This window comes from Geotalea sp. SG265, assembly GCF_022808985.1.
Lineage (GTDB): Bacteria > Desulfobacterota > Desulfuromonadia > Geobacterales > Geobacteraceae > Geotalea.
The window spans coordinates 124,425-148,338 of record NZ_JAKZFT010000003.1 but is presented as its reverse complement, the minus strand read 5'-3'; the positions used below and the strand labels follow the sequence as shown (position 1 = coordinate 148,338).

Annotated in this window: 22 protein-coding genes and 2 tRNA genes; 20 read left to right on the top strand and 4 right to left on the bottom strand. The window is 56.1% G+C overall.

The features are described from left to right. Positions 1-47 precede the first annotated feature (47 nt). From ML541_RS04940 to ML541_RS04910, 7 genes are all read left to right on the top strand, one after another. A complete protein-coding gene (locus ML541_RS04940) occupies positions 48-728 on the top strand; it encodes a site-2 protease family protein (RefSeq protein ID WP_243371334.1) in 681 nt (226 codons plus the stop codon). A gap of 41 nt (positions 729-769) precedes the next feature. Further along, positions 770-1,753, top strand: coding sequence for a tryptophan--tRNA ligase (gene trpS / locus ML541_RS04935; RefSeq protein ID WP_243371333.1), 984 nt, complete (start codon positions 770-772; stop codon positions 1,751-1,753). A gap of 15 nt (positions 1,754-1,768) precedes the next feature. Then, on the top strand, positions 1,769-2,575 hold the full coding sequence (locus ML541_RS04930) for a segregation/condensation protein A (RefSeq protein WP_243371332.1): 807 nt from the start codon (positions 1,769-1,771) through the stop codon (positions 2,573-2,575). Beyond that, on the top strand, positions 2,559-3,143 hold the full coding sequence (gene scpB, locus ML541_RS04925) for an SMC-Scp complex subunit ScpB (protein WP_243371331.1): 585 nt from the start codon (positions 2,559-2,561) through the stop codon (positions 3,141-3,143). Before ML541_RS04930 ends, scpB begins: the two co-directional genes overlap by 17 nt. Before the next feature lie 86 nt (positions 3,144-3,229). Further along, positions 3,230-4,033: an AmmeMemoRadiSam system protein B gene (amrB, locus tag ML541_RS04920; RefSeq protein WP_243371330.1), complete on the top strand. Its 804-nt coding sequence runs from the start codon at positions 3,230-3,232 to the stop codon at positions 4,031-4,033. Further along, a complete protein-coding gene (locus ML541_RS04915) occupies positions 4,033-6,660 on the top strand; it encodes an A-adding tRNA nucleotidyltransferase (RefSeq protein ID WP_243371329.1) in 2,628 nt (875 codons plus the stop codon). The genes amrB and ML541_RS04915 overlap by 1 nt, the downstream gene beginning before the upstream one ends. A gap of 259 nt (positions 6,661-6,919) precedes the next feature. Then, positions 6,920-7,333, top strand: coding sequence for a hypothetical protein (locus ML541_RS04910; protein ID WP_243371327.1), 414 nt, complete (start codon positions 6,920-6,922; stop codon positions 7,331-7,333). Positions 7,334-7,411: 78 nt separating this feature from the next. Here ML541_RS04910 and bioD read toward each other — a convergent pair whose 3' ends face one another. The 3 genes from bioD to ML541_RS04895 all read right to left on the bottom strand — a co-directional run bounded on the left by bioD (position 7,412) and on the right by ML541_RS04895 (position 9,898). Then, a complete protein-coding gene (gene bioD, locus ML541_RS04905; protein WP_243371324.1) occupies positions 7,412-8,137 on the bottom strand; it encodes a dethiobiotin synthase in 726 nt (241 codons plus the stop codon). A 28-nt stretch (positions 8,138-8,165) separates the two neighbouring features. After that, a complete protein-coding gene (bioB, locus tag ML541_RS04900) occupies positions 8,166-9,155 on the bottom strand; it encodes a biotin synthase BioB (protein ID WP_243371322.1) in 990 nt (329 codons plus the stop codon). Positions 9,156-9,343: 188 nt separating this feature from the next. After that, positions 9,344-9,898 (bottom strand): MucR family transcriptional regulator, encoded by a 555-nt coding sequence (locus tag ML541_RS04895; protein WP_243371321.1) that lies wholly within the window; start codon positions 9,896-9,898, stop codon positions 9,344-9,346. A 184-nt stretch (positions 9,899-10,082) separates the two neighbouring features. On the opposite strand from ML541_RS04895, the gene ML541_RS04890 reads away from it, so the two are divergent. The 11 genes from ML541_RS04890 to hrpB all read left to right on the top strand — a co-directional run bounded on the left by ML541_RS04890 (position 10,083) and on the right by hrpB (position 21,491). Further along, positions 10,083-10,286, top strand: a complete 204-nt coding sequence (locus ML541_RS04890) for a 4Fe-4S dicluster domain-containing protein (protein WP_243371320.1) — start codon at positions 10,083-10,085, stop codon at positions 10,284-10,286. 87 nt (positions 10,287-10,373) lie between these two features. Next, positions 10,374-11,429: a 3-methyl-2-oxobutanoate dehydrogenase subunit VorB gene (locus ML541_RS04885; RefSeq protein ID WP_243371319.1), complete on the top strand. Its 1,056-nt coding sequence runs from the start codon at positions 10,374-10,376 to the stop codon at positions 11,427-11,429. Positions 11,430-11,509: 80 nt separating this feature from the next. After that, the gene (locus ML541_RS04880) at positions 11,510-12,244 is read left to right on the top strand and encodes a thiamine pyrophosphate-dependent enzyme (protein ID WP_243371318.1); all 735 of its coding nucleotides are present in this window, start codon (positions 11,510-11,512) and stop codon (positions 12,242-12,244) included. Between the two features lie 10 nt (positions 12,245-12,254). Next, positions 12,255-12,797, top strand: coding sequence for a 2-oxoacid:acceptor oxidoreductase family protein (locus ML541_RS04875; RefSeq protein WP_243371317.1), 543 nt, complete (start codon positions 12,255-12,257; stop codon positions 12,795-12,797). A 67-nt stretch (positions 12,798-12,864) separates the two neighbouring features. Then, positions 12,865-12,938, top strand: a tRNA-Gln gene (locus tag ML541_RS04870). A gap of 101 nt (positions 12,939-13,039) precedes the next feature. Continuing rightward, positions 13,040-13,114, top strand: a tRNA-Glu gene (locus ML541_RS04865). Positions 13,115-13,193: 79 nt separating this feature from the next. Next, on the top strand, positions 13,194-16,121 hold the full coding sequence (locus ML541_RS04860) for an SLBB domain-containing protein (RefSeq protein WP_243371315.1): 2,928 nt from the start codon (positions 13,194-13,196) through the stop codon (positions 16,119-16,121). Between the two features lie 10 nt (positions 16,122-16,131). Beyond that, positions 16,132-17,322 carry a Wzz/FepE/Etk N-terminal domain-containing protein gene (locus ML541_RS04855; protein ID WP_243371314.1) on the top strand — a complete coding sequence of 397 codons (1,191 nt, stop codon included), beginning with the start codon at positions 16,132-16,134 and terminating at the stop codon, positions 17,320-17,322. 154 nt (positions 17,323-17,476) lie between these two features. After that, positions 17,477-18,286, top strand: coding sequence for a phosphatase PAP2 family protein (locus ML541_RS04850; RefSeq protein WP_243371313.1), 810 nt, complete (start codon positions 17,477-17,479; stop codon positions 18,284-18,286). Positions 18,287-18,301: 15 nt separating this feature from the next. Further along, positions 18,302-18,982 carry an HAD family phosphatase gene (locus tag ML541_RS04845; protein WP_243371311.1) on the top strand — a complete coding sequence of 227 codons (681 nt, stop codon included), beginning with the start codon at positions 18,302-18,304 and terminating at the stop codon, positions 18,980-18,982. Between the two features lie 4 nt (positions 18,983-18,986). Further along, complete coding sequence (hrpB, locus tag ML541_RS04840) at positions 18,987-21,491, top strand: ATP-dependent helicase HrpB (RefSeq protein WP_243371309.1); 2,505 nt, start codon at positions 18,987-18,989, stop codon at positions 21,489-21,491. A gap of 27 nt (positions 21,492-21,518) precedes the next feature. Here the strand turns inward: hrpB and ML541_RS04835 are convergent, their stop codons facing one another. Then, entirely contained in the window at positions 21,519-22,271 is a 753-nt protein-coding gene (locus ML541_RS04835) for a M23 family metallopeptidase (RefSeq protein ID WP_243371307.1), read from the bottom strand. Between the two features lie 86 nt (positions 22,272-22,357). Here ML541_RS04835 and ML541_RS04830 point away from each other — a divergent pair, with 86 nt between their 5' ends. Continuing rightward, positions 22,358-23,272 (top strand): putative 2-dehydropantoate 2-reductase, encoded by a 915-nt coding sequence (locus ML541_RS04830; protein ID WP_243371306.1) that lies wholly within the window; start codon positions 22,358-22,360, stop codon positions 23,270-23,272. A gap of 266 nt (positions 23,273-23,538) precedes the next feature. After that, the gene (locus ML541_RS04825; RefSeq protein WP_243371305.1) at positions 23,539-23,877 is read left to right on the top strand and encodes a P-II family nitrogen regulator; all 339 of its coding nucleotides are present in this window, start codon (positions 23,539-23,541) and stop codon (positions 23,875-23,877) included. Positions 23,878-23,914 lie beyond the last annotated feature (37 nt).

Below are 23,914 nucleotides of genomic sequence, written 5' to 3'. Positions count from 1 at the left end.
TGCTAGAAACTACAGGCTTCTTTCACTTTCGTACGAACAGGACCTCCATGGAGTCTTTTTTCCTCAAGCTGTCCATAATGCTCGTTCCGGCGCTGATGGCCATTACCTGCCACGAGGTCTCCCACGGCTTCATTGCCGACAAGTTCGGCGACAATACCGCCCGCCAGATGGGGCGGTTGACCCTTAACCCCTTGAAACACCTGGACATCTTCGGGACACTGATGATCTTCATCGTCGGCATCGGTTGGGCGAAGCCGGTGCCGGTCAACTTCAACAACTTGAGGCATCCGAAAGGTGACATGGTCTGGGTAGCCGCAGCCGGCCCCATTACCAATTTCATTCTGGCAGCGGTGTCTGCCCTGGCCCTGCGAGCCCTTGCCGCTCTTACTTTCGATGGGGCAGCCATCCCCGGATTCCGGATGTTCATGGAACCGGTGGCGCTAATGCTCGGTTTCTCCGTCTACATCAATCTGCTGCTGGCCATTTTCAACCTGATACCCATGCCGCCGCTGGACGGCGGGCGGGTTGCCGTGGGGCTACTGCCGTACCGGCAGTCCGAGGCCTTTTCCCGGCTTGAACCGTACGGCATGATCATTATCATCGCCCTGGTCTTTTTTACCGATATTTTCAGCCATGTGCTGATGCCGGTGTTGAGCGCCGGTGTACACCTCCTGGCAGGGCCGCAAAGCAGCCTCGTCTTCAGCGTCACCAGTCTGCTGATGCGCTGAGGTGGGGTTGGTGTACAAATCTTCCAAAGGAGCAGTACCACATGAAAAACAAACGTATCGTCAGCGGCATGAGACCGACCGGAAAGCTGCACCTGGGCCATTACCACGGCGTGCTTTCTAACTGGCTCCAGCTGCAGCAGGAATTCGAATGTTTCTTCTTTGCTGCCGACTGGCATTCGCTGACCACCGAATACGCCAATACGGAAGGGATCAGGGACAATATCCGCGACATGGTGCTCGACTGGCTCGCCTTTGGCATCGATCCGGAGAAGAGCACGGTCTTTATCCAGAGCCGGGTGCCGCAGCACGCGGAACTGAACCTGGTCCTCTCCATGATCACCCCCGTCTCGTGGCTGGAACGCAATCCCACCTATAAAGAGATGCAGGAAAATCTTACCACCAAGGACCTTTCCACCTTCGGATTTCTTGGTTATCCGGTGCTGATGGCTGCCGACATCATCGTCTATAAATCGGCGAGGGTTCCGGTCGGTCAGGACCAGATCCCCCACCTGGAGCTTACCCGGGAGATCGCCCGGCGGTTCAACTATCTCTATGGCGAGGTCTTCCCCGAGCCTGCTGCGCTGCTTACCGAGACCCCCAAGGTGGTGGGGCTGGACGGGCGCAAGATGAGCAAGTCTTACGGCAATGCCATTTTCCTTTCCGATACTGCCGAAGAGACTCGGAAAAAGGTCATGTCCATGGTGACCGATGCCCAACGCCCGCTGCGCAAGGATCCCGGGGAGCCGGATCGCTGCGTGGCCTTCACCCTGCACAGCCTCTATGTGAGCGAGGAGAAACGGACCGAAATCGTCAGTGCCTGCCGCAGTGCCCAGATCGGCTGTGTTGACTGTAAGAAGATCCTCGCCCAGTGCATGATCGACACCCTGGCTCCATTCCGCAGCCGCCGGGAGGAGCTGTCACAGCAGCCGCAATACATCGACGAGGTTTTGGCCAAGGGGGCCGTCAAGGCTGCCGAAGAAGCGAGTAAAACCATGGAAGAGGTCAGGGCGGCCCTGAAGGTATAGGGAAGACTCGACTTTATGACTGAAAACTCCCTCTTTGCCGCCAACGCATCCTACCAGGTCAATATCGAGGAGTTCGAGGGCCCCCTGGACCTGCTTCTCCATCTGATCAAGAAGAACGAAGTCGATATCTACAACATCCCCATCGCCGCCATAACCCGGCAGTATCTGGATTACCTGGACCTGATGAAGGATCTGAATCTGGATATTGCCGGTGAATTTCTTGTCATGGCCGCTACCCTTCTCCAGATCAAGTCGAAGATGCTCCTGCCTGTGACCGCCGAAGAGGAAAACGAGGAGGAAGAGGAAGACCCACGGGCAGAGCTTGTGCGCCGGCTCCTGGAATATCAGAAGTACAAGGAAGCCGCCATTACCCTCGGTCAGTGCGAATTGCTCGGCCGGGACCTCTTTGCCCGCAAGTTTTCCGCCCCGGAGTTGGCGTCCTTTGAAATAGAGGAAGAGCCTGCGGAGGTGGAGCTGTTCGAACTCATCGAGGCTTTCCAGCGCGTGCTGGCCAAAGTGTCGCCGGACAGCTTTCACGAGGTGGGGGCGGACGGCCTCTCCATCGCCGACCGGATTGCCGAGGTCTTAGCCCTGCTGGAAGGGGAGGAAGCGGTTGCCTTCGAGTCCCTTTTCATCGGCGATGTTACCCGGGACGGACTGGTCATCACCTTCCTTGCCATTCTTGAGCTGTGCAAGCTGAAGATGATCAGGATTACCCAGGCCAGGGACAGGGGCACCATCTGGATCATGCCCGTTGCGGTCTCCGGCGATGGGGACGCTGTGGAAGATGAAGAAGGGAATATCCATGTCGGTAAATCTTAAATCCATAGTCGAGAGCCTGATTTTTGTTTCGGATCAGCCGGTCTCTCTGGACAAGCTCTGCGGCGTGCTCGAAGAGCACGAACGGCCGGAGATCCGGACGGCGCTGGAGCAGTTGGTGGATGAATACCGGGAATCGGCACGGGGGATCGTTCTGGTCGAGGTGGCGGGTGGATACCAGCTCCGCAGCCGGCCGGAGAATGCCGATTACCTCCGTCGTCTGACCCGCAGCAAGACAACCAAGTTCAGCCAGTCGGCTCTGGAGACCCTGGCGATCATCGCCTACCGCCAGCCCATCACCCGTGCCGAAATAGAATACCTGCGCGGCGTCGATTCGGGCGGCGTCGTCAAGACCCTGCTGGAGAAAAAGCTCCTGAAGATCCTCGGCAAGAAGGACATTCCGGGCAAGCCCCTCATTTACGGCACCAGCAGGGAATTCCTAGAAATGTTCAACCTGAAGGACCTCTCCAGCCTCCCTTCCCTGAAGGAGATCCAGGAACTGGCCCCCACGGATGCCTTTTCCGCCCAGCAGGACCTGCCTCTGGATGAGCCGGGAGAGTCTGATCAATAGCAGGCTGGCGGTATCCGGCACTTGTGGTACTATTCTCTTGATCTGCCGGTTCATGGAACCGGGGATATCCAGCAACGGGAGGCGCCATGATTCGTCAGCCGGCAGTGGCAGGTCAGTTCTACACCGACAATCCCGACAAACTGCGCGCTCAGCTTCAATCCATGGTCGTGGCAGCACCGGAGAGGGAAAAGGCCCTGGGGGTCATATCTCCCCATGCGGGCTACATGTATTCCGGTGCCGTGGCCGGCGCGCTGTTCGGCCAGGTGAGGATTCCCCCGACTGTCGTCATCCTCGGCCCCAATCATCACGGCATCGGCGCCCGGGCCGCCCTTTTTCCCGAGGGGAGCTGGCAGACCCCTCTGGGGAGTGTCCCCATCGACAGCGTCCTGGCGGGGCTTATCAGAAAGCATGCTCCCCTGGTCGAGGCCGATCACAAGGCACACCTTTTCGAGCACTCCCTTGAGGTGCAACTTCCCTTTCTCCAGTTTCTCCGCCCGGACGTGACCGTTGTCCCCCTTTGCCTCGGTTTCGGCGATTTCAAGAGCTGTCAGATCCTCGGCTCGGGCATTGCCGCAGCCATACGGGAATACGACAAGGAAGTCCTGATCGTGGCCAGCAGCGACATGTCCCATTACGAGTCCGCCGCTGCTGCAAAAAAGAAGGACGAGCAGGCGCTGGAGAAGGCGCTTTCCCTCGATGGAGAAGGACTGCTGCAGGTCTGCCGGGAAAAGGACGTCACTATGTGCGGTGCCGTTCCGGCAACGGTGATGCTCGTGGCCGCCAAGAGCCTGGGAGCAACGACGGCCAGGCTGGTCCGTTATGCCACCAGCGGCGATGTTACGGGGGATAACCGCCAGGTTGTCGCCTATGCTGCCATGACGGTAATCTGATGGAGGTCATTACCACCCACGTAAATGCGGATTTCGATTGCCTAGGGGCGATGGTTGCGGCCAAGATACTCTATCCCGACGCGCTGATGGTTTTTTCCGGAGCCCAGGAAAAAAGCATGCGCGACTTTTTCCTCAAGTCCACCGGTTATGCCCTTAATTTCACCAGGTTGAAGGATGTGGACCTAACGGCCATCACCCGCCTGATCATCGTCGATTGCCAGCACTCCTCGCGCATCGGCAGGTTCGCCGAAATCCTGCACCGTCCCGGGTTGGAAATCCACATCTACGATCACCATCCCGAATCGTCCGGAGACATTGTCCCCACCGGCGGCGTCATCCGCGCCAGCGGCTCTTCCACCACCATCCTTACCTCACTTCTGCGTGAACAGGGGGTGGAGGTGAACCCCACCGAAGCGACCCTGATGATGCTCGGCATCTACGAGGATACCGGCAGCCTCATCTTTCCCTCCACCACGACTGAAGATTTCCATGCCGCGGCCTGGCTGCTGGAGCACGGGGCCAGTCTCAACACGGTTGCCGATTTCATTACCCAGGAACTGACCGCTGAACAGGTTTCACTGTTGAACGACCTGCTCAAGTCCTTGAAAACCACAGAGCTTCACGGGGTGGAAATCTCCATCGCCCAGGCGTCGGTGGATTATTACATCGGCGACATTGCCGTCCTTGCCCACATGATGCGGGATATGGAAAATCTTGAAGCTCTTTTTGTCGTCGTCGGCATGGCGAGCCGGGTTTACATTGTTGCCAGGAGCAGGATTTCCGAGGTCAATGTCAGCGAAATCCTTCAGGAATTCGGCGGGGGCGGCCATGCGTCTGCCGCTTCGGCTGCCGTTAAGGACCTGACCGTCATCCAGGTACTGGAGAAGCTGGAAAAAGTCCTGCGGGCGAGGGTCAACCCGAGACGGACGGCCGGAGACATCATGTCCTCTCCGGTAAAAACCATCGACGCCGGGGCAACCATGGAAGAGGCCAGGGAGATGCTGACCCGCTACAATGTCAACGCCCTGCCGGTAGTGAAAGATGGCCGCCTGGCAGGCATCATCTCCCGGCGTATTGTGGAAAAATCACTATACCACAACCTGGGCCAGGTGCCGGTTACCGATTACATGCATTCGGAATTCATGACCGCCACCCCCGGCACCGGCATCAAGGAGATCCAGGACTACATGATCGGGCGCAACCGGCGCCTGGTCCCGGTCCTCGACGACGGCCGGCTGGCAGGGGTCGTGACACGCACCGATATCTTGCGCTATATGCACAACGGCGAGGATCTTTACGATCTCGCCCGGGCCCCCGTGCCCATGAAGAGCAAGGAGATGCGGGGGCTCATGGGCAGAACCCTGACTCCGCGGATTCTACAGATACTGCACGATCTGGGCACGGTGGGGGACAGCCTCGACGTGCCGGTCTACGCAGTGGGGGGATTCGTCAGGGACCTCTTGATGTATGTGCCCAACCTGGACGTGGATGTTACGGTGGAAGGTGACGGCATCCTCTTTGCCGAAACCTTTGCCGGCCGGTTCGGCTGCCGGGTCAAGAGCCACGATAAATTCGGCACGGCGGTCATTGTCTTTCCCGACGGCTTCAAGATCGATGTGGCCAGCACGAGGTTGGAGTATTACGTTTCTCCAGGGGCCCTGCCTACCGTCGAGCGTTCCTCGCTTAAAATGGATCTTTACCGCCGCGATTTCACCATCAATACTCTCGCCATCAGGCTTAACGAATCTCATTTCGGTGTCATGCTCGATTTTTTCGGTGCCCAACGGGACTTGCAGGATCGCTTGATCCGGGTGCTGCACAACCTTTCCTTCGTGGAAGATCCGACCCGCGTTTTCCGGGCCATCCGCTTCGAGCAACGGCTCAATTTCACCATTGCCAAGCACACGGAGAATCTCATCAAAAATGCGGTGAAGATGGATTTCCTCGAAAAACTGGGGGGGAAACGGCTTCTGGCTGAGCTGGTCCATATCCTGCGGGAAAAGGAGCCCATCAAAGCCATCGAACGCATGGCGTCCTTCGGCCTGCTCCGCTTCATCCATCCTGTGCTGGAATTGACGAGCCGGACGCGGATCCTGCTGGAAGAATCCCGCAGGATCCTCACCTGGTTCGATCTTCTCTTCCTCGACCGCTCCTATGAACGCTGGGCAGTATATTTCCTTGTCCTGTGCGAATCGTTGACCCATGACCAGCTGTGGGGGACCTGTACGAGGCTTTCGGTCAGCGAGCACTACCGGGAGAAGCTGTTCGAGACCCGCAGTCAGGGAGAGGAGGCTTTGGCAGCCATGGAAAAAAAGGCTGTCAGGAACGGCACCATGGCAAACAGCGAGGTCTTTTTCCTGCTGAAAGATCTCCCAGTGGAAGTCCTGCTCTACCTGATGTCAAAAACCGGCAGCGATGAGGTCAAGAAATGGCTCTCACTCTATTTCACCAAGCTGCAGAACATCCGCTGTTTCATCACCGGTCATGATCTGCGACGCCTGCATGTGCCGCCGGGGCCTGTCTACCGGGAGCTGCTCGACCTGGTGCTGAAGGCGCGGCTTGATGGCAAGGTCACCAGCCGGAAAGAGGAACTGGAGCTGGTCAGGCACAAGTTGAAGAAAATGTAGCAAATTTGCAACACTCTCACCTCCAAATGGCTTACTTTCGCTTTCCGGTGCCCCTTATCACATCAACATTACTCTCCATCAGGTACAACTGTTCCATGTCGGACCCGTTCCGATTCTCCCGTTCAGCCTTTCATCGAACCGAAACCTGCGTATCTTCCGAGATGTGCTCAACAATAATATCAGCCGAGTGGCTGCATTAATCAGATTTGGTTCGGATATTGCTGCCATGTGACTGTTTGGATAATCCCGGGAGCGAAAAATGAAGAGACTAAGAACATTTACCCTTCTGCTGACGGCAGTTCTGCTGACGATAATTGCTGCCGTCCCCTCCTTTGCTGCGGATGATCACAAGACCCTGGAAAGAAACCCCTTCAAAGAGATATTCACCAATTCAATCTATGGAGGTTTGGCCGGAACGGTGGTCGGCGGCGCCCTGCTTGCCTTTACCAGACATCCGGCAGACCACGTTGACCGTCTGGCATATGGCGCTGCGGCTGGAGCCCTTCTTGGCGCAGGTTACGGTGTCGTCAAGGCGACCCGCTCCCTGATGGAAGTTGAAGACGGCAAGGTGAAATTCGCCATGCCGACCATTATGCCAGACATCAAGGAAACCAATTCGAGAGGAAAAACCCCTGTAGTTGTTATGGCTGAATTTCTACGGGGAACCTTCTGAGGATTTTGTAGGAGGGATTGCAGCTGTTGATGGGGCCGGTGACGGCCCCTTTTTTTTATGCTGTATGAATTAATCGGTTCAGATGCCGATCTCGCGCAGCATCAGTGCCGTTGCCGGGTCGGCTTCAAGGGTCGTAACCAGTTCCTGCACCAGGGCATGCTGGTCGAGGCTCTCGCTTCTCGGGAAGACCCCCAGGAGCGGAGCACCGGAAAGGGAACCGAGCAGGTGTGGTGCATATTCCTCGGCGGTATCTGGAATAGCGGGATAATTGTTGACGATGATCCCCCGGACGGGGATGCCCATCTGCCGGGCGGCGAAGGTGGTGAGCAGGGTGTGGTTGACAGTGCCCAGGTTGGGCCTGGCGACAACGATCAACGGCAGACCCAGATAGTTGATCAGGTCTGCAGTCAAGAGTCCTCCGGCCAGGGGTACCATCAGCCCCCCCGCACCTTCGACGATGACAAAGTCGTATTTAGCCGCCAGCCGCTCATAGGCAGCCTTGATTGCCGAAAAATCGATACGGACCTTGTCCCGTTCGGCGGCCATCGAGGGGGCCAATGGTTCCCTGAGCAGGTATGGGGTCACGTCCGGGTCGCTTTCCCGGGCATGCACTGCCCACTTCAGTAATTCCGCATCTTCGGAAATCAGATTGCTCCCCACCTGGATGCAGCCACTGGTAACCGGCTTCATGACTCCGACCGACAATCCTCTGTTACTTAGAAGTCGCGCTATCACAGCCGAGACTATGGTTTTGCCCACACCGGTATCGGTACCGGTAATGAATATTCCCTTATTCAATGCCATTCTTCGGCCTCCATTGACATAAATGCCGCTAATCGCAGCAGTTTGCCACCGAGAGGTTCAGGTCCTTGAGCATCTGCCAGTCTTCTTCGGCTGCCCGGCCGGTGGTGGTCAGGTAGTTGCCGATCATTGTGCCGCTGGCACCGGCAAAGAAAATCCACGACTGCAGGTCGCGGAGGTTCTTCTCTCTCCCCCCGCAGATGGAAATTCGCTTCGTGGGGAGAATCAGACGGAAGAGGGCGATGGTCTGCAGGCATTCCATGGGGGTGATGTTGTGGGCCCCTTCGAGCCTGGTGCCGGGGATGGGGTTGAGGAAGTTGAGGGGAATGGAGTCAACATCAAGTTCCCGGAGGGTAAAGGCCATCTCGATTCTCTGGGCCGCGCTTTCGCCGAGGCCGAAGATCCCCCCGCAGCACACCTTCAGTCCCGCCTGTTTTGCCACACGTACCGTTTCCACATCTTCCTCGTAGTCATGGGTGGTGCAGACGTTGGGGAAAAAACTGCGGGCGGTTTCCAGGTTGTGGTGATATGTTTCCACTCCGGCTGCCACGAGGGCAGATGCCGTTTCAGCGTCAATGATGCCCAGGGAACAGGATGGGGTGATTCCCGTCTCCCGACGGATGCGGCGTACCGCATTGCAGATCCGGTCCAGTTCGTCCCCCTTTTTGACCGAGGTGCCGCTGGTTATGATGCCGTAGCAGGATGAGCCGCTTTTTTCGGCTTCTTTGGCGCAGGCGACCATACGTTCTTCGTCGATCAACGAATAGACTGGGGCGTCGGTTCTATGGTGTGCCGATTGGGCGCAAAATGAGCAGTTTTCGGGGCAGCGGCCCGATTTGGCATTGATGATGGAACAGAGGAATACTTTGTCCCCTACGAAATGCTCCTTGATGCGGTTTGCGGCGCAAAAAAGTGGAAACAGGGCGGACCCGCTCAGATCGGCAAGCTGCAGCGCCTCTTCCCGGGTGATGGTGCCTCCATTTCCAATGCGGTCAGCCAATAGGTCAAGATTAATGGTCATCGGGATATCCTCCGGGTTCTTGATTAACATAGTGGATAAATGTTGTCAACCATGTTTGGGTTTTTGGTTGACGAAAACGTCCTGAACCTATGGTACAAGGAGGGATGGAGAACGAAAAATCCCCATCTGCCGGTCCTTTCAGGATAATGGCATATGGGGATTTCGTCAGCAGACCAGGGGAAGAGGAATCAGGCTTTTTTTGCCTTCGCCTGACCTTTGGCGGCTTTTTTGGTCGCGCCTGCTTTGGGAGTGGCTTTGGTAGCAGCTTTTGCCGGTTTGGCTGTCTTGGCCGGCTTTTCATCGGAAGTGGCCTTTGCCTTGATGTTGGCAGCCCTTACTGCCCTGGCCTTTGCCAGATTGTCGGCAAGGCCGCGTTCCTGGGCCATTTTCCTTCTGGCTTCAGAAAAGTTTTTGGCAGTAAGTGCTTGCGACGACGGGATCCCGAACTGTTTCCGGTATGCTCCCGGCTTCATGTCGTGCACCTGGGCCAGATGGCGGGCGAGGGTTTTCATGCCTGTTTTGCCGCAGATCATGCAGGAAACCTGGTCGGGCTGGAAAGCTTTTTTCAGGGATATGGCGGGCTTGCCTTCAGCTTCTGCCGTAGCTTCTGCGGGTGCTTCCAGTTTCTGCAGTGCAGCGTGAACTTTCTGCAATTCGGCAATCAGTTCTTCACCGGACATTTCAGATACGGATGCATGTGAAGAAACTATGCTTGCTGTCAGTTCCAACAAGGTTGAGGCCATTTTACTTCCTCCTTTGTCAAGACAAGAGAATGTTTAATTCAAGGTTTTTATATTTAACTATATTATTTCTTCAAATCAAGAAAAAAGGTTAACTAATTGATAAAAAGCATTGACTGTTCAGAGACATATTTGCTAATTTGACCTGCCGGAATACCGGAGCGTTCAGTAACAAGGAAACATTCCCATGGCAATGATCACCATCGATGAGCAACGCTGCAAAGGTTGCGGCTTATGTACCATAGCATGTGCACAGAAGCTGCTTGTTTTGTCCGACAAGATAAACAACCAGGGCTACACTCCCGCCCGTATCAATGCGACTGACAGGTGCACAGGCTGCGCTCTCTGTGCAGAAATCTGTCCAGATGTCGCCATTGCCGTCTTCAGGTAATCCATAGTATCCCATTCTGGTTCAAGCCGTTTCTTCCATAGTCATTCCTGTAGAAATTGCTTACCTGTTTCAGTACCGGAGGTTGTTTTGACAAAGCGTCTGTTCGTCAAAGGAAACGAGGCGGTGGCCATGGCTGCCATAGAGGCAGGCTGCCGCTATTACTTCGGATATCCCATTACACCCCAGAGTGACATCCCTGAATATCTTTCCCGGGAGCTGCCCAAGCTCAATGGCGAATTTATCCAGGCTGAAAGCGAAATCGCTTCAATCAACATGCTCCTCGGTGCTTCTGCCACCGGTGTCAGGGCCATGACCTCTTCCTCAAGTCCGGGAATTTCCCTCAAGCAGGAAGGGATCTCTTATATGGCAGGGTCGGAACTTCCCGGCGTCATCGTCAATATTTCCCGCTCGGGCCCTGGTCTGGGGGGGATCGATGCTTCCCAGGCCGATTACTTTCAGAGCGTAAAAGGGGGAGGGCACGGCGGTTACCATATTATTGTCCTGGCTCCTGCTTCGGTTCAGGAGATGTACGACCTCACCATGCTGGCGTTCGATCTCGCGGATATCTACAGGATGCCGACCATGATACTGGCAGACTCGGTCGTGGGACAGATGAAGGAAGCCTTGATCGCCAACAAACGGCCGGTGCGGGATCTGCCGGCCAAGGATTGGGCGGTACGCGGCAAAGGGGGAGGGGAGCAGCGCGTGGTCAAATCCCTCTATCTTGGTGATGGGGAACTGGAAGCCCATAACTGGAAGCTCCATGCAAAGTACCAGGCGCTGAAGGAGCAGGAGGTGCGCTGGGAGGAATACGAGACGGCTGGCGCTGAACTGCTCGTCACCGCATTCGGTTCGACGGCGAGAATTGCCAAAACGGCTATCATGATGGCCCGGGAAGCAGGGCTCAAAGTCGGCCTGCTGCGCCCCATCACCCTGTTCCCTTTCCCGGAAAAGGCGCTGCTTGAGCAGACCAAAACCTGCAAGAAGGTTCTCGTCATGGAACTCAATGCCGGACAGATGGTGGAAGACGTCCGGCTCTCCGTGGCCAGGGATGCAGAAGTCAGCTTCTACGGCAGGCCCCCGGGAGCCGGTTCGTTGCCCACACCAGAGGAATTGCTCGAACAGATCAGGAAACACTTATAGACAGTGAGGAGAGAGGCGTGAGGGGTGAGGAGTAACCCCGAACCTCGAACTTCGAACATCGAACTTTTAAGAGGATTGTTATGCAGCAGGTTTTTAAAAGACCGACAAGCCTGAAGGACGTGCAGACACATTTCTGCTCCGGCTGCCACCATGGAACCATCCACCGTTTGGTTGCCGAGGCGATCGACAAGTACGGCGTACAGGAGAGGACCATCGGCGTCGCATCGGTGGGTTGCTCGGTTTTTCTTTACGGCTATTTCGATATTGACGTGGTCGAGGCGCCACACGGGCGTGCTTCGGCGGTAGCCACCGGAGTGAAACGGGCCAAGCCCGAAAACTTCGTCTTCACCTACCAGGGAGACGGTGACCTGGCTGCCATCGGCACGGCAGAGATTATTCATGCCGCCAATCGTGGCGAAGATATCACTGTTTTCTTCGTCAACAATACCACCTACGGCATGACCGGAGGGCAGATGGCACCGACGACACTGGTGGGGCAGAAGACCTCCACCTCTCCCTATGGCAGGAACAAGGCCAAGGACGGTGCCCCCGTCAGGATGGCTGAACTTCTTGCGCAACTGGAAGGAGTCGCCTTCTCTGCCAGAGTGGCGGTCAACTCTCCAAAAAATCTGATTGACGCAAAAAAACAGATTCAGAAAGCCTTCCAATACCAGGTGGAAGGAAAAGGCTTCTCGTTCATCGAGGTTCTATCCGCCTGTCCGACCAACTGGGGGATGAATCCCCTTGCCGCCAACGAGCGGGTCGGAACAGAAATGATCGACTATTTCAAGCTCGGTGTGTTCAAGAACTTGTAGGAGTATTCCCATGCGACAGGATGTGTTCATATCGGGATTCGGCGGGCAGGGAGCCCTTCTGGCCGGCAACCTCCTTGCCTACGCGGCCATTATCGAGGGCAGAAACGTCTCCTTTTACCCTTCCTACGGGGTGGAAAAACGCGGCGGTGCGGCCATGTGCACGGTAGTCATCGCCGACGGAGAGGTGGGATCTCCCATTGTCGGTAATCCCTCGTTCATGATCATTCTCAACCAGTCCTCCCTGGACAAATATGGCGCCAAAGTCAAGCCTGGCGGCGTCTGCATCGTCAACTCCAGCCTGGTCAGCACGGAAAACTTTCACCGTTCCGATATCCAGGTCATCGAGATACCCATGAACGACATGGCCATGGATCTGGGCGACGCCAGGATGGTCAATATGATCGGACTCGGCGCCTATGTGGAAAAATCCGGCGCGGTATCCCTTTCCGCTCTTGAGAATGGGCTCAAGGAAGTCCTTCCCGAGCGGAATCATCGCTTTATACCCGCCAACATCAAGGCCATCGAGGCCGGAGCTCTCAGGGCCAGACAGTAGCTTCACCCGGATTCGGGAAAAATTGTTGACGAGCGCAATCTGAATCTGCTATATAAGGCGTTCATGTTGGGGTGTCGCCAAGCGGTAAGGCAACGGACTCTGACTCCGTCATCCAAGGTTCGAATCCTTGCACCCCAGCCATAAAAAATAAAAGAGCGAAGCGTGAAAAGTGAAGGGTGAAAGGAATACAAAAGCTTCCGGGAATTATTCTCCATTCACAATTCAGCGGGCGTTCCTTTTCCGGTCCCATCGTCTAGCGGTTAGGACACCGGCCTTTCACGTCGGTAACAGGGGTTCAAGTCCCCTTGGGATCACCAGTCATGAACAGTAACCTCCAACGGGGATTGCTGTTTTTTTTTTTGTTTGTCGCTGCCACTAACCATTCAGGAAAAGAGCATGAAAAAGAGCATTAGCTGTTTTATTGTGACCCTATTGATCTTCATCGTTGCCGTGCCCGCATTTGCCCTCTCCATGGATGAAGCCAAGCAGAATGAGAACCAGGGTGTTTTTATCGGTGAAACCAAGCAGGGGATACCCCTTACGGAACTGAACGAGCCGATGATCGTTCCCGGCAAGGGTGGCAGTGCTGACTTTTCCGGCAGCAGGATGCCCGGCGAAGTGGATAGAAGTCTGACCGGCAAGGATTTGCTCGGTGGCGAGCGGATTCCTGCCGAAAAGACGAATCTGCTCAAAGAAAAAGAAAAGGCGAAGGAACCTAAGGCAAAGAAGGCAAAGGTATTCCTCAAGGTCGAACCGGGGGACGGATTGGTTCGGCTCAGCTGGGACGTGAAGGGCCTGCAGGTAAGGCCGGGCGATCCTCCGGTAAAATTCACCCTCTTTTACGGCCTGGAACCGGGGCGATATGAAAAGAAAATCGAGGTGGGTAGCGTTCGGGAATACACGCTGCGCGGACTCGTCAACAATTATATCTACTATGTGAAGGTACAGGGAACTGCTCAGACCAAACAGGAAACCGAAGCGGAAGAAGAAAAGGTTGCCGAGCAGGTGATTTTTTCCAACGAGGTAAAGGCCACGCCGCTTGCTGCCGGAGAACAGGGCTCCCAACTGGAAAAAGCCTTTGCCAGGAAGGTGGCGACCTTTCAGGACAACCTGGAAGCGGACCCGTTTAAAAGGGAGTTGAAGCAGTTCGGTTACGATTTCTTCCAGAACAGCCTCGCCACGTTGACCATGAGCGACAACCTTCCCGTCGGGGGGGATTACATCATCGGTCCGGGTGATTCCCTGCGGGTCGACCTGTGGGGAACACTGCAGGCCAGGTACGATGCTGTAGTGGACCGGAACGGCGAAATAACCCTGCCCAAGGTGGGTACCGTGAAGGTATGGGGCATCAATTATTCCCAGGCAAAAGATGTCATCAACAAGGCCATATCCCGTTACTACAAGGGCTATGAGCTCAATGTGACACTGGGGAAACTGCGGACCATTCAGGTATATGTGGTGGGCGAAGTGGAATCTCCAGGTACCTACTCGGTCAGTTCCCTGGCGACAGTGATCAATGCCCTTTCCCAGGCTGGGGGGCCCTCCAAGAACGGCAGCCTGCGCACGGTGCGCCTGCTGCGGGGAGGCAAGCTGGTGCAGGAAGTGGATCTGTACGACATGCTGCTTGGGGGCGACCGCAGCAAGGATGTGCGTCTGGAAAACGGCGATACCCTGCTGGTGCCGGTAATCGGACCGGTAGCCGCCGTGGCCGGCGAAATCAAGCGTCCGGGCATTTATGAACTCCGCGGCAAGACCTCCCTGTCTCAGGTGCTGGACTTTGCCGGGGGCATCACTGCCGCCGGCGATACTGCCAGGGTCCAAGTCGAGCGGTTTGAAGGAAACAAGGCCCGGGTGGTACAGGATTACGAAATTAAACCGGGGCAGAGTGGACTCGATCTAGCCGCCATTGCGATGCAGGATCAGGATATGATCAAGGTATTCCCTGTTTTCAAGGCGCTGCGGCACGTGGTGACTCTCAAGGGAAATGTGGTCCGCCCAGGTGAATACCAGTACAAGGAAGGGATGCGCATTATCGATTTGATACCCTCATTTGCTGCCCTCCTGCCCGATTCCTACCTTGAGTCCATCGAAATCTCACGGATGGTGCCACCCGATTTCCACAAGGAAACATCGTCGGTGAACCTGCGCAAGGCCCTGCAAGGGGATGAAAAGGAGAATATCCTGCTCCTGGAGCAGGACTCCATCAAGATCTTTCCACGTTCGGAGATGGAAGAAAAGCCGATGGTCTCCATCAACGGCGAAGTCCTCAATCCCGGCACCTACGACTACTATCCGCGCATGACCGTCAGGGATCTTCTCACCGCCGCCGGCAGTCCCAAGAGAAACGCATTCCTGGAGAATGCCGAGCTGACCCGGATCAGGGTAGAAGAGGGCAAGGCACAGGTGAAGCGGAAGATGGTCGACCTGAAACGCGCCATGGCGGACGACCCGGAGCACAATCTGGTGCTCGAAGCCGACGATGTTCTCAGTGTCAGGTCCATTCCCCAATGGCTCGATACGGAAGACCGCTTTGTCACACTCAAAGGTGAATTCCGCTTTCCCGGCATCTATTCCATTGCCAAAGGGGAGCGGCTGGATTCGGTCATCAGGCGGGCCGGCGGATTTACCCGGGAAGCCTACCTGAAGGGGGCCAAATTCACCCGGAAATCGGTCCAGGAAAGCCAGCAGAAGCGTATGGAAGAAGTCATAGCCCGCAGCGAACAGGACATCGTCAAGAAACAGGGGGAACTGGCTTCGCTGGCTGCATCGAAAGAAGAGCTGGAGGCCACCAAGGCATCACTGGAGGGGCTGCAGAAGAACCTTGAGCAGCTCAAGCAGAAAAAGGCGGAGGGGCGCGTGGTGGTGCATCTGGTTTCGGTTGAGGACCTGTCCAAGACCCCCTACAACCTGGAGATGTCCGGAGGAGATGTGCTGGAGGTTCCTCCCGTTCCCAGCGTCGTCAACGTCATGGGGCAGGTCTACAACCCGACCACCTTCGTCCATCTTCCCGGCAGCACGGTAGCCTCGTATCTCAGCCAAGCCGGCGGGCCGAATCACGATGCGGAGGAGGACGATATGTATATCATAAAAGCCGACGGTTCCGTGGACAGCCGCCAGCAATCGAAATTCGGCATTCGCTGGAATGAAGACGACAAGAGTTGGAGCTTCGGCAGCTTCATGTCCAAGCCGCTGAATCCCGGGGATACCCTGGTCGTGCCCCAGAAACTCGAGCGGACCGCCTGGCTCAGAGACATCAAGGATATCACGACCATTATTTCGCAGATTGCCCTTACTGCCGGTACGGTCTTTATCGGCCTGAAATAAGAGGATGGGGATGGAAACGAATAGAGACGAGCTGCAAGCGGAAGAGGAAATCAACCTTCTCGATCTCCTCAGGGTTATCGTCAAGCGCAAGAAGCTGATTATCAAGGTCTGTGCGGCTGCGGTGGTGCTGTCGGTCGGATTAAGCCTGACCATGCCCAATGTATATACGGCCACTGCCCGGGTCCTGCCGCCGCAGAAAGACTCGGGGGGCGGTATCTCTGCGCTGCTGGGACAAGTGGGGGGACTGGCCGGCCTTGCCGGTGGTGCCCTCGGCGGGAGTTCCGACCTCTATCTGGGCATTCTGAAAAGCCGCTCCGTTGCCGATGCCGTCATTAAGAAGCTGGACCTGCAGAAGAAATTCGAATGCAAAAGCCTTGATGAGGCGAGGCTGGCCCTGGCTGGCGTTGTAAAGACCCAGGCCGGTAAAGACGGTATCATTACCATCACTGCCGACAACAAGGATCCGCTGCTGGCTGCGACCCTTGCCAATACCATGGTCGCCGAACTGGGAAACAGGAGCGTTCAGCTTAACCTGACCAAGGCGGGGACCGAGAGGAGCTTTCTTGAAAAACGCCTGGATCTGGTGAAGGATGACTTGGCCAAGGCGGAAAACAGCCTGCGTGACTTCCAGGAAAAAAACAAGATGTTGAAGGTTGATTCCCAGGCCGCCGCCTCCATCGAAGGGATTGCTAAAATCAAGGCAGAGATCGTCGCCAAGGAGGTGCAGCTAGCCTCCCTCAAATCCTTCCAGACCGATGAAAGCCCTGACGTGCAACTGCTCAGGACCTCCATTGCCAAGCTGCGCAACCAGGTGGGGGCTTTTTCCGGCAACAGCGCCGGCGATGTCATTCCGGCGGTGGGCAGTGTGCCCAACCTGGGGCTGGAATACGCCCGGAGGCTGCGGGAGGTGAAGACCCAGGAAGCCATATACGAGCAGCTGAAAAAACAGTACGAGGTGGCCAAGTATAACGAGGCTAAGGATTCGTCCTCCATCCAGGTGCTGGACGATGCGGTGGTGCCTGCCAAGAAGAGCAAGCCGAAACGCTCATTGATCGTGCTGCTTTCAACGGTTACCGCCTTTTTCCTGTCGGTCTTTGCCGTTTTCGTTCAAGAATATTTTGATAAAATGTCCGATGAGGACCGGGGGCGCTGGAACGAGATCAAGGATGCCCTGACCTTTACCCGGCGGCAACGGTCGTAGCGTTTGTGTCAAGAGCCCTTCCGGCAATGTATGATATACGATAACCCTCCTCAGGTGACTGTTTCCGTCGTCTGGGGATTTATCGTTTATTGGCTCATCTGTCTAGCAGGGCAGCGGTGTTGAAAAATAATCGGTTCCACAAACAGGGGTCTATGTGCAAAGGCTGATTTATCTTTTGGTGGTCTTGACGCTTTGTTCTTCACCGGCACTGGCTGCCGATGACAATCTCTTCAACAGTACCACGGCCATCAAGGATGAACTGGGACGTCTGGGTCAAGAAGCGGTCCAGGTTGCAGCAGCACCGGTAGATCGGGAGAATATCTTCGGTACGCTCGCCGCGGCGGGAGCCGTAGGGCTAACCTATTACTTCGATGACGATATCAGGTCGAAGGTCATGGGACTCAAGGGAAAGAATCTGGATCGGGCGACCGATGCCGGCAGTTTCGTGGGCAGTCCCTATCTTCATCTTGGCGTGGCTGCTGCCTTTTACGGCGGCGGCGTCCTGGCGGGTTCCGAAAAATACCGGAGCCTGGGGGAGATGCTCGGCGAGTCGCTGATCCTGGCCGATGCCACCACTTTTCTTCTCAAGGAAGGTTTCGGCAGAGGGCGCCCCTTTAAAAGCGGGGACAAGGCCGATTTCAAACCATTTTCCTTTACCACCGATTACGATTCCATGCCTTCCATGCACACCGCCAGCTCATTTGCCATGGCATCGGTGGTTGCCAGAACATCCGACAGTTTCAGCGTCAAAATGCTCGCCTATTCCGCTGCCGGATTCGTCGGCTTTTCACGTATCTATCAGGATAAACACTGGGCCAGCGACGTATTGCTGGGGGCCGTCATCGGTGAACTCTGCGGCAGGGTCGTGACCAATTACCATGCCGGCAAGAACGCCTCCAGGTTGACCATTGCGCCTGCCGTGTCCACAGATGGCGCGTCCCTGGCCCTCATCGGCAGATTTTAGAATAACGGAGGAGTCATGCCTGCCGCGGTTATTTTCGATTTCGACGGTATCATAGTGGATACGGAGCCGCTTCATTACAAGGCCTTTCAGGAGGTACTCGTTCCTCTTGGCCTTGGTTACTCCTGGGAGGAGTATGTGGGGCATTATATCGGATTCGATGATCGGGATGCCTTCCGGGAAGCCTATGCCGCCGGAGGAAAGGCCCTCGATGCCGATGAGCTCAGTATGATGATCGGCAAAAAGGCAGCTGCCTTCAACTGCATCATTGCCGCTGGGGTAACCCCATTCCCAGGGGTGGTGGAACTGATCCGTACATTAAAAGGTACCTGCCCGATCGGCCTTTGCAGTGGCGCCCTTGCTTCCGATATTGCACCAATCCTTCAGCAGCTGCACATCGGTGGTGTTTTCGACATACTTGTCACCGCCGATGAGGTGGCAGCCAGCAAGCCCGATCCGGAAAGCTACCAGCTTGCCGTGAAAAGGCTTGCGGAGGCATTTCCTGCGCTGAGCATTGCCCCTGCCCGTTGCCTTGCCATAGAGGATACCCCAGCCGGTATTGCCTCCGCCACCGCTGCCGGGCTCAAGGTCCTCGCCGTGACCAACAGCTATCCCGAAGAGAAACTTGGGGCTGCTGCCAGGGTGGTCGAATCTCTGGTGGGGATCGACCTCACCGGACTGGATGCCCTTTTTCGCTAGCTCAATGAAACGGTTGCCCATCGATGATATCCTTCCCCAGTTGCTGCAAGCCGTTCAAGAAAATCCTGCCGTTGTGCTCCAGGCGCCTCCGGGGGCTGGAAAAACGACGAGGGTGCCGCTAGCGCTGCTGCAGGCCCTTCCCAAGGACAGCAGAATCGTCATGCTGGAGCCTCGCCGTCTGGCGGCCGCCAATGCCGCTCGATGGATGGCTGCCCAGCTGGGCGAGACGGTGGGAAAAACCATCGGCTACACTATCCGTTTCGAACGAAAAGTCTCAGCTGCAACTCGTGTCGAGGTGGTCACCGAAGGCATCCTCACCCGGCGTTTGCAGACCGATCCACAACTTGCCGGGGTTCAACTGGTCATCTTTGACGAGTTCCACGAAAGGAACCTGCAGAGCGATCTGGCTCTGGCCCTCTGCCGCGACGCCCAGCTCGGCCTGCGCCCTGACATGAAGCTAATGGTCATGTCCGCCACCCTTGATGGAGCGCCCATAGCACAGCTTCTTGGTGCACCCCTTCTGACCAGCGAAGGGCGCAGCTACCCGGTGGATATCCGCTACCTGCCCGCAGAGCCCAAAGGGCGAACCGCGGATATAACTGCAGCCGCCATTCGCAGGGCATTGGCCGAGACGGAAGGAGACATCCTCGTCTTTCTGCCGGGGGGGGGAGAAATCAGGCGCTGCCAAAGCCTTCTTGACGGCACGGTGAAAGCTGCTGTCCACCCCCTGTACGGCGATCTTCCGTATGCCAGGCAGGAACAGGCCATCGTGCCGGGCCCAGGGCGTAAAATAGTGCTCGCCACCAATATTGCCGAAACCAGTTTGACCATCGAAGGGGTGAGGGTTGTCATCGACAGCGGCCTGTGCCGCCAACTGCGCTTCGATCCTGCCACCGGCCTCAATCGATTGGTCACCACCCGCATATCCGCAGCGTCAGCGATCCAACGGGCCGGCAGGGGCGGTCGTACAGCGCCTGGTATCTGCTACCGCCTCTGGATGGAGCATTCCCAATCGACGCTCATTCCCTTCACCACCCCCGAGATACGCTCTTCGGATCTTTCTTCACTTGCCCTGGAGCTGGCCTTATGGGGGGAGAACGATGCCGCTGCCCTGTCGTGGCTCGATGCGCCGCCCGCTGCCAACCTAGCCGAAGCCCGTGAACTGTTGAGAAAACTCGGAGCTCTCGACAGTAATTTTCTCATCACCCAACTTGGCCGCAGCATGGCCTTACTGCCGGTTCATCCTCGCCTGGCCCATCTCATTATCGAAGGGAAGCGAAGGGGATACGGGCGAGTGGCTTGCGATATCGCCGCGCTTCTCACCGAGCGGGATGTTTTTTCCTTCAACCCTGCCGACAGACCTGAAACCAGCGATAGCGATATCGTCGATCGGCTTGAACTCTTGTCTGACTGGCGAAAGGGGGGGAGGGTAGGAAAGCTTCCCGACCACCAAAGCATCTCGACCGTGGACCGCTTGGCCATGCAATTGCGGAAACAGGCAGATTGCAACGAGGCTGCTCTTCCGCTAACTGCTGCAACTGTAGGGCTTTTGCTGGCACTGGCCTATCCCGATCGCGTCGGTCAGCAGCGGGAGGCGGGTTCTCCTCGCTACCTGCTTGCCAACGGCAAGGGGGGAACCCTGAGCGGCAGGAGCTCTCTCCGGGATATTCCTTTCATCGTTGCCGTCGTCATGGAAGGAGGGGAGAAGGGAGATGGCCAGATACATTCAGCCACAACTCTGGATCTGGGCACGATACGCAAGGAATTTGACCGTGAGATCCAATGGCTGCGCGTAGTGGCATGGGATGAAAAGTCACAGAGGGTGCTGGCCCGGGAGGAGGAGCGCCTTGGTGCTCTTGTCCTGGCGACGAGACCGATTGCTCCTACTGCAGAGGAGACGGCAACCGCTCTGCTAGATGGAATTGCAGCCGGTGCAGGGCTTGCTGCCCTGAATTGGACCAACCGGGTGGAACAGTTTCGGCTGCGGGTTCATTTCCTTTCCCGAGTCTTTCCCGATGTGGGGCTGCCTGATTTTTCAGCGGATAATTTGTTGCGAATACTGCCCCAATGGTTGGGTCCGTTCCTGGGCGGAGTTAAGACAAAATCGGAACTCCATGCAATTGACATCTTGGCGCCACTGAAGCACTTGTTGGATTACCCACAGCTTCGCTTCGTGGAAGAGCAGGCGCCGGCGCACGTCACCGTCCCCAGCGGTTCGTCAATTCCACTTGAGTACTCCGAAGACGAGCCGCCGGTGCTGGCGGTGAAGCTGCAGGAGCTATTCGGTCTCGCCGACACTCCAACTGTGGCCGAAGGCCGGGTAACCGTAACGCTCCATCTTCTTTCCCCGGCACGCCGCCCCATCCAGGTGACACAGGATCTGCGGAATTTTTGGAATGCCACCTATCCGCAAGTAAAAAAGGAGTTGAAGGGGCGCTATCCGAAACATCCCTGGCCCGACGATCCCTGGAATGCAGTGCCGACGCGGAAAACGAAGCCACGGGGCTGACAGTACCTTGAAAAGTGTTGCAGGGGGCTATTGGGGAAGGTTGGTGAAGACGATGGTGCCGTTCTTTTCCACGAACCGCTTGATCTCGTCATGCCGAATGCGACTGGCGGCCATGGCGGCATTTTTGAAGCTGCCCTGACGGTCTTCGATGTAAGCCTGGGTCAGGTTCGTGCCGTTTTTCCACAATTCAAAATGAAGGTGGGGGCCGGTCGAGCGGCCGGTGGATCCGGAGAGGGCAATGATCTTACTGGCATCGACGGTCTCTCCTTCGGACACGAGCAGTACGGAATTGTGGCCGTAGAGAGAGGTCATGCCCCCCTCGTGCTCGATGATGATGAGATTGCCGTAGCCGCCGCGGTTGCCGCTGAAGGTTACTGTCCCCGGCGCGATTGCTTTGACCGGTGTTCCCGAGACGACGGCTATATCGACGCCGCTGTGATGCCTTAAATTGCCGTCAATGGGATCATGGCGCCAGCCGTAGTTTGAGGAAATCCTGCCGGTAAGAGGCAGATCCAGTTGCTGTTGCTGGTTCTCTTCTTCATGGGCAGTAGGCTTGGTGGTTTCCAGCACGGCCTTTTTCAGGGGGACTTTTTTCCTTTGGGGGGGGCGCCCCGGCGCCTCTTCTTTCATGATTTTAACTGCCCCGACAGTGGTGGGGGTATTGGTAAAAACTTCCACCCCATCATCGGTTTGCAAACGGTAAAAGTCGGCATGGGCGGTAAGGGAGAAAAAAGGCGGCGCCAGTGTGAGAAAAACGATATTTCGCAGGGAGAGCCGCATGTCCGTGAGCTGATTCCTTGTGCAAGTATGAAAACGTGATCACTATACAGTGTTAACAGTCGATTTACAAGTTTATGGAGGTTTCAGTGCGAATAGCGGTGGTTGGTGCAGGAGCCCTGGGTTTGTATTATGGAGCGATGCTGCAGAAAGGAGGAAATGACGTCCGTTTTCTTCTGCGGCGCGATTTGGAAGCGATCAGAAAGAAGGGGCTCAGCGTATTCTCAATCAACGGCAATTTCCGGCTCTTTCCCGTTGCCGGCTACGGAAGCAGCCAGGAGATTGGATCGGTGGACCTGGTGCTTGTGGGACTGAAGACCTTCGCCAATCACTCATATCGTGAGCTCATAACGCCGCTCCTGAGGGATGACAGCATCATCCTTACCTTGCAGAACGGCCTCGGTAACGAAGATGCCCTTGCCGAAATTTTCGGCGGCGACCGGGTCATGGGGGGCGTGGCATTCCTCTGCTCCAACAGGGGAGAGCCGGGCGTGGTACATCATCTGGGGGCAGGCCGGATCATCCTCGGCGAGCATTCGCGAAGGGAAATGGAGCGGGCGGAAATGGTTGCAAACCTTTTCAGTGATGCGGGCGTACCCTGTTGTGCCGTTGCCGACCTGAAAAAGGCACGGTGGGAAAAACTGGTCTGGAATATCCCCTTCAACGGCACCTGTGCATTGTTGCAAAAGCCGGTCAACGTTCTTCTCAGCCATCCAAGGACGCGCCAGTCTCTTCGCGAAATCATGGTCGAGCTCATCAAGGCAGCGAACTCTCAAGGTCTTTCTTCGCCGATATCGTTGGATTATGCCGAAGAAATGCTTGAATTTACCGACGCCATGGGGGCCTACAAGCCCTCCATGCAGATCGACCGCGAAGAGGGAAGGGAGCTGGAGCTCGACGCCATTTTTGCCCAACCTCTGGCTGCAGCCCGACGGAAAGGGGTTGCCATGCCGCGGGTGGATCAACTGCATGCATTCCTTGAGGAGGCAACCCGCACAGCATGAACTTGCCGGATGACTATATATTAGGCAGATTGCTCCGATTTGCCTAAGATGTGGGCTTGTGTGGCATCATCTTTGTTGCTGCTCATATGTAACTTGTCAATTCTACAGTAGAATCTTTGATTGCAGCCATTGGCAAAAGAATTGCTATACTTTCCACAGCTGCAAGATCACGATCCTTGGCTCGAGTTGATTAGCCTTGCATTTTAGAGGCAAGGCACATATAATCCGCTCGCTTTTGAGCAAAACGGATTCGGGGGGTGAGATCGTTGAAAAAAGTCGAAGCCATAATCAAGCCTTTCAAACTTGATGAAGTCAAGGAAGCACTGAACGAGATTGGCATTCAAGGGATAACCATCGCCGAAGTCAAAGGCTTTGGTCGCCAGAAAGGCCACACCGAACTGTATCGCGGTGCCGAATACGTGGTCGATTTCATCCCTAAAATCAAGATCGAGATTATCGTCAGCGACGAAGTTGTGACGAAGGTCATCGATACCATCGAACAGGCTGCCAAAACCGGCAGAATCGGAGACGGAAAGATTTTTGTGACCCCTGTGGAAGAAGTAGTCAGGATCAGGACCGGTGAGCGGGGCGAAGACGCTCTGTAGACTCATTTTTAAAATATTTAAAAAGGAGAGATTTTAG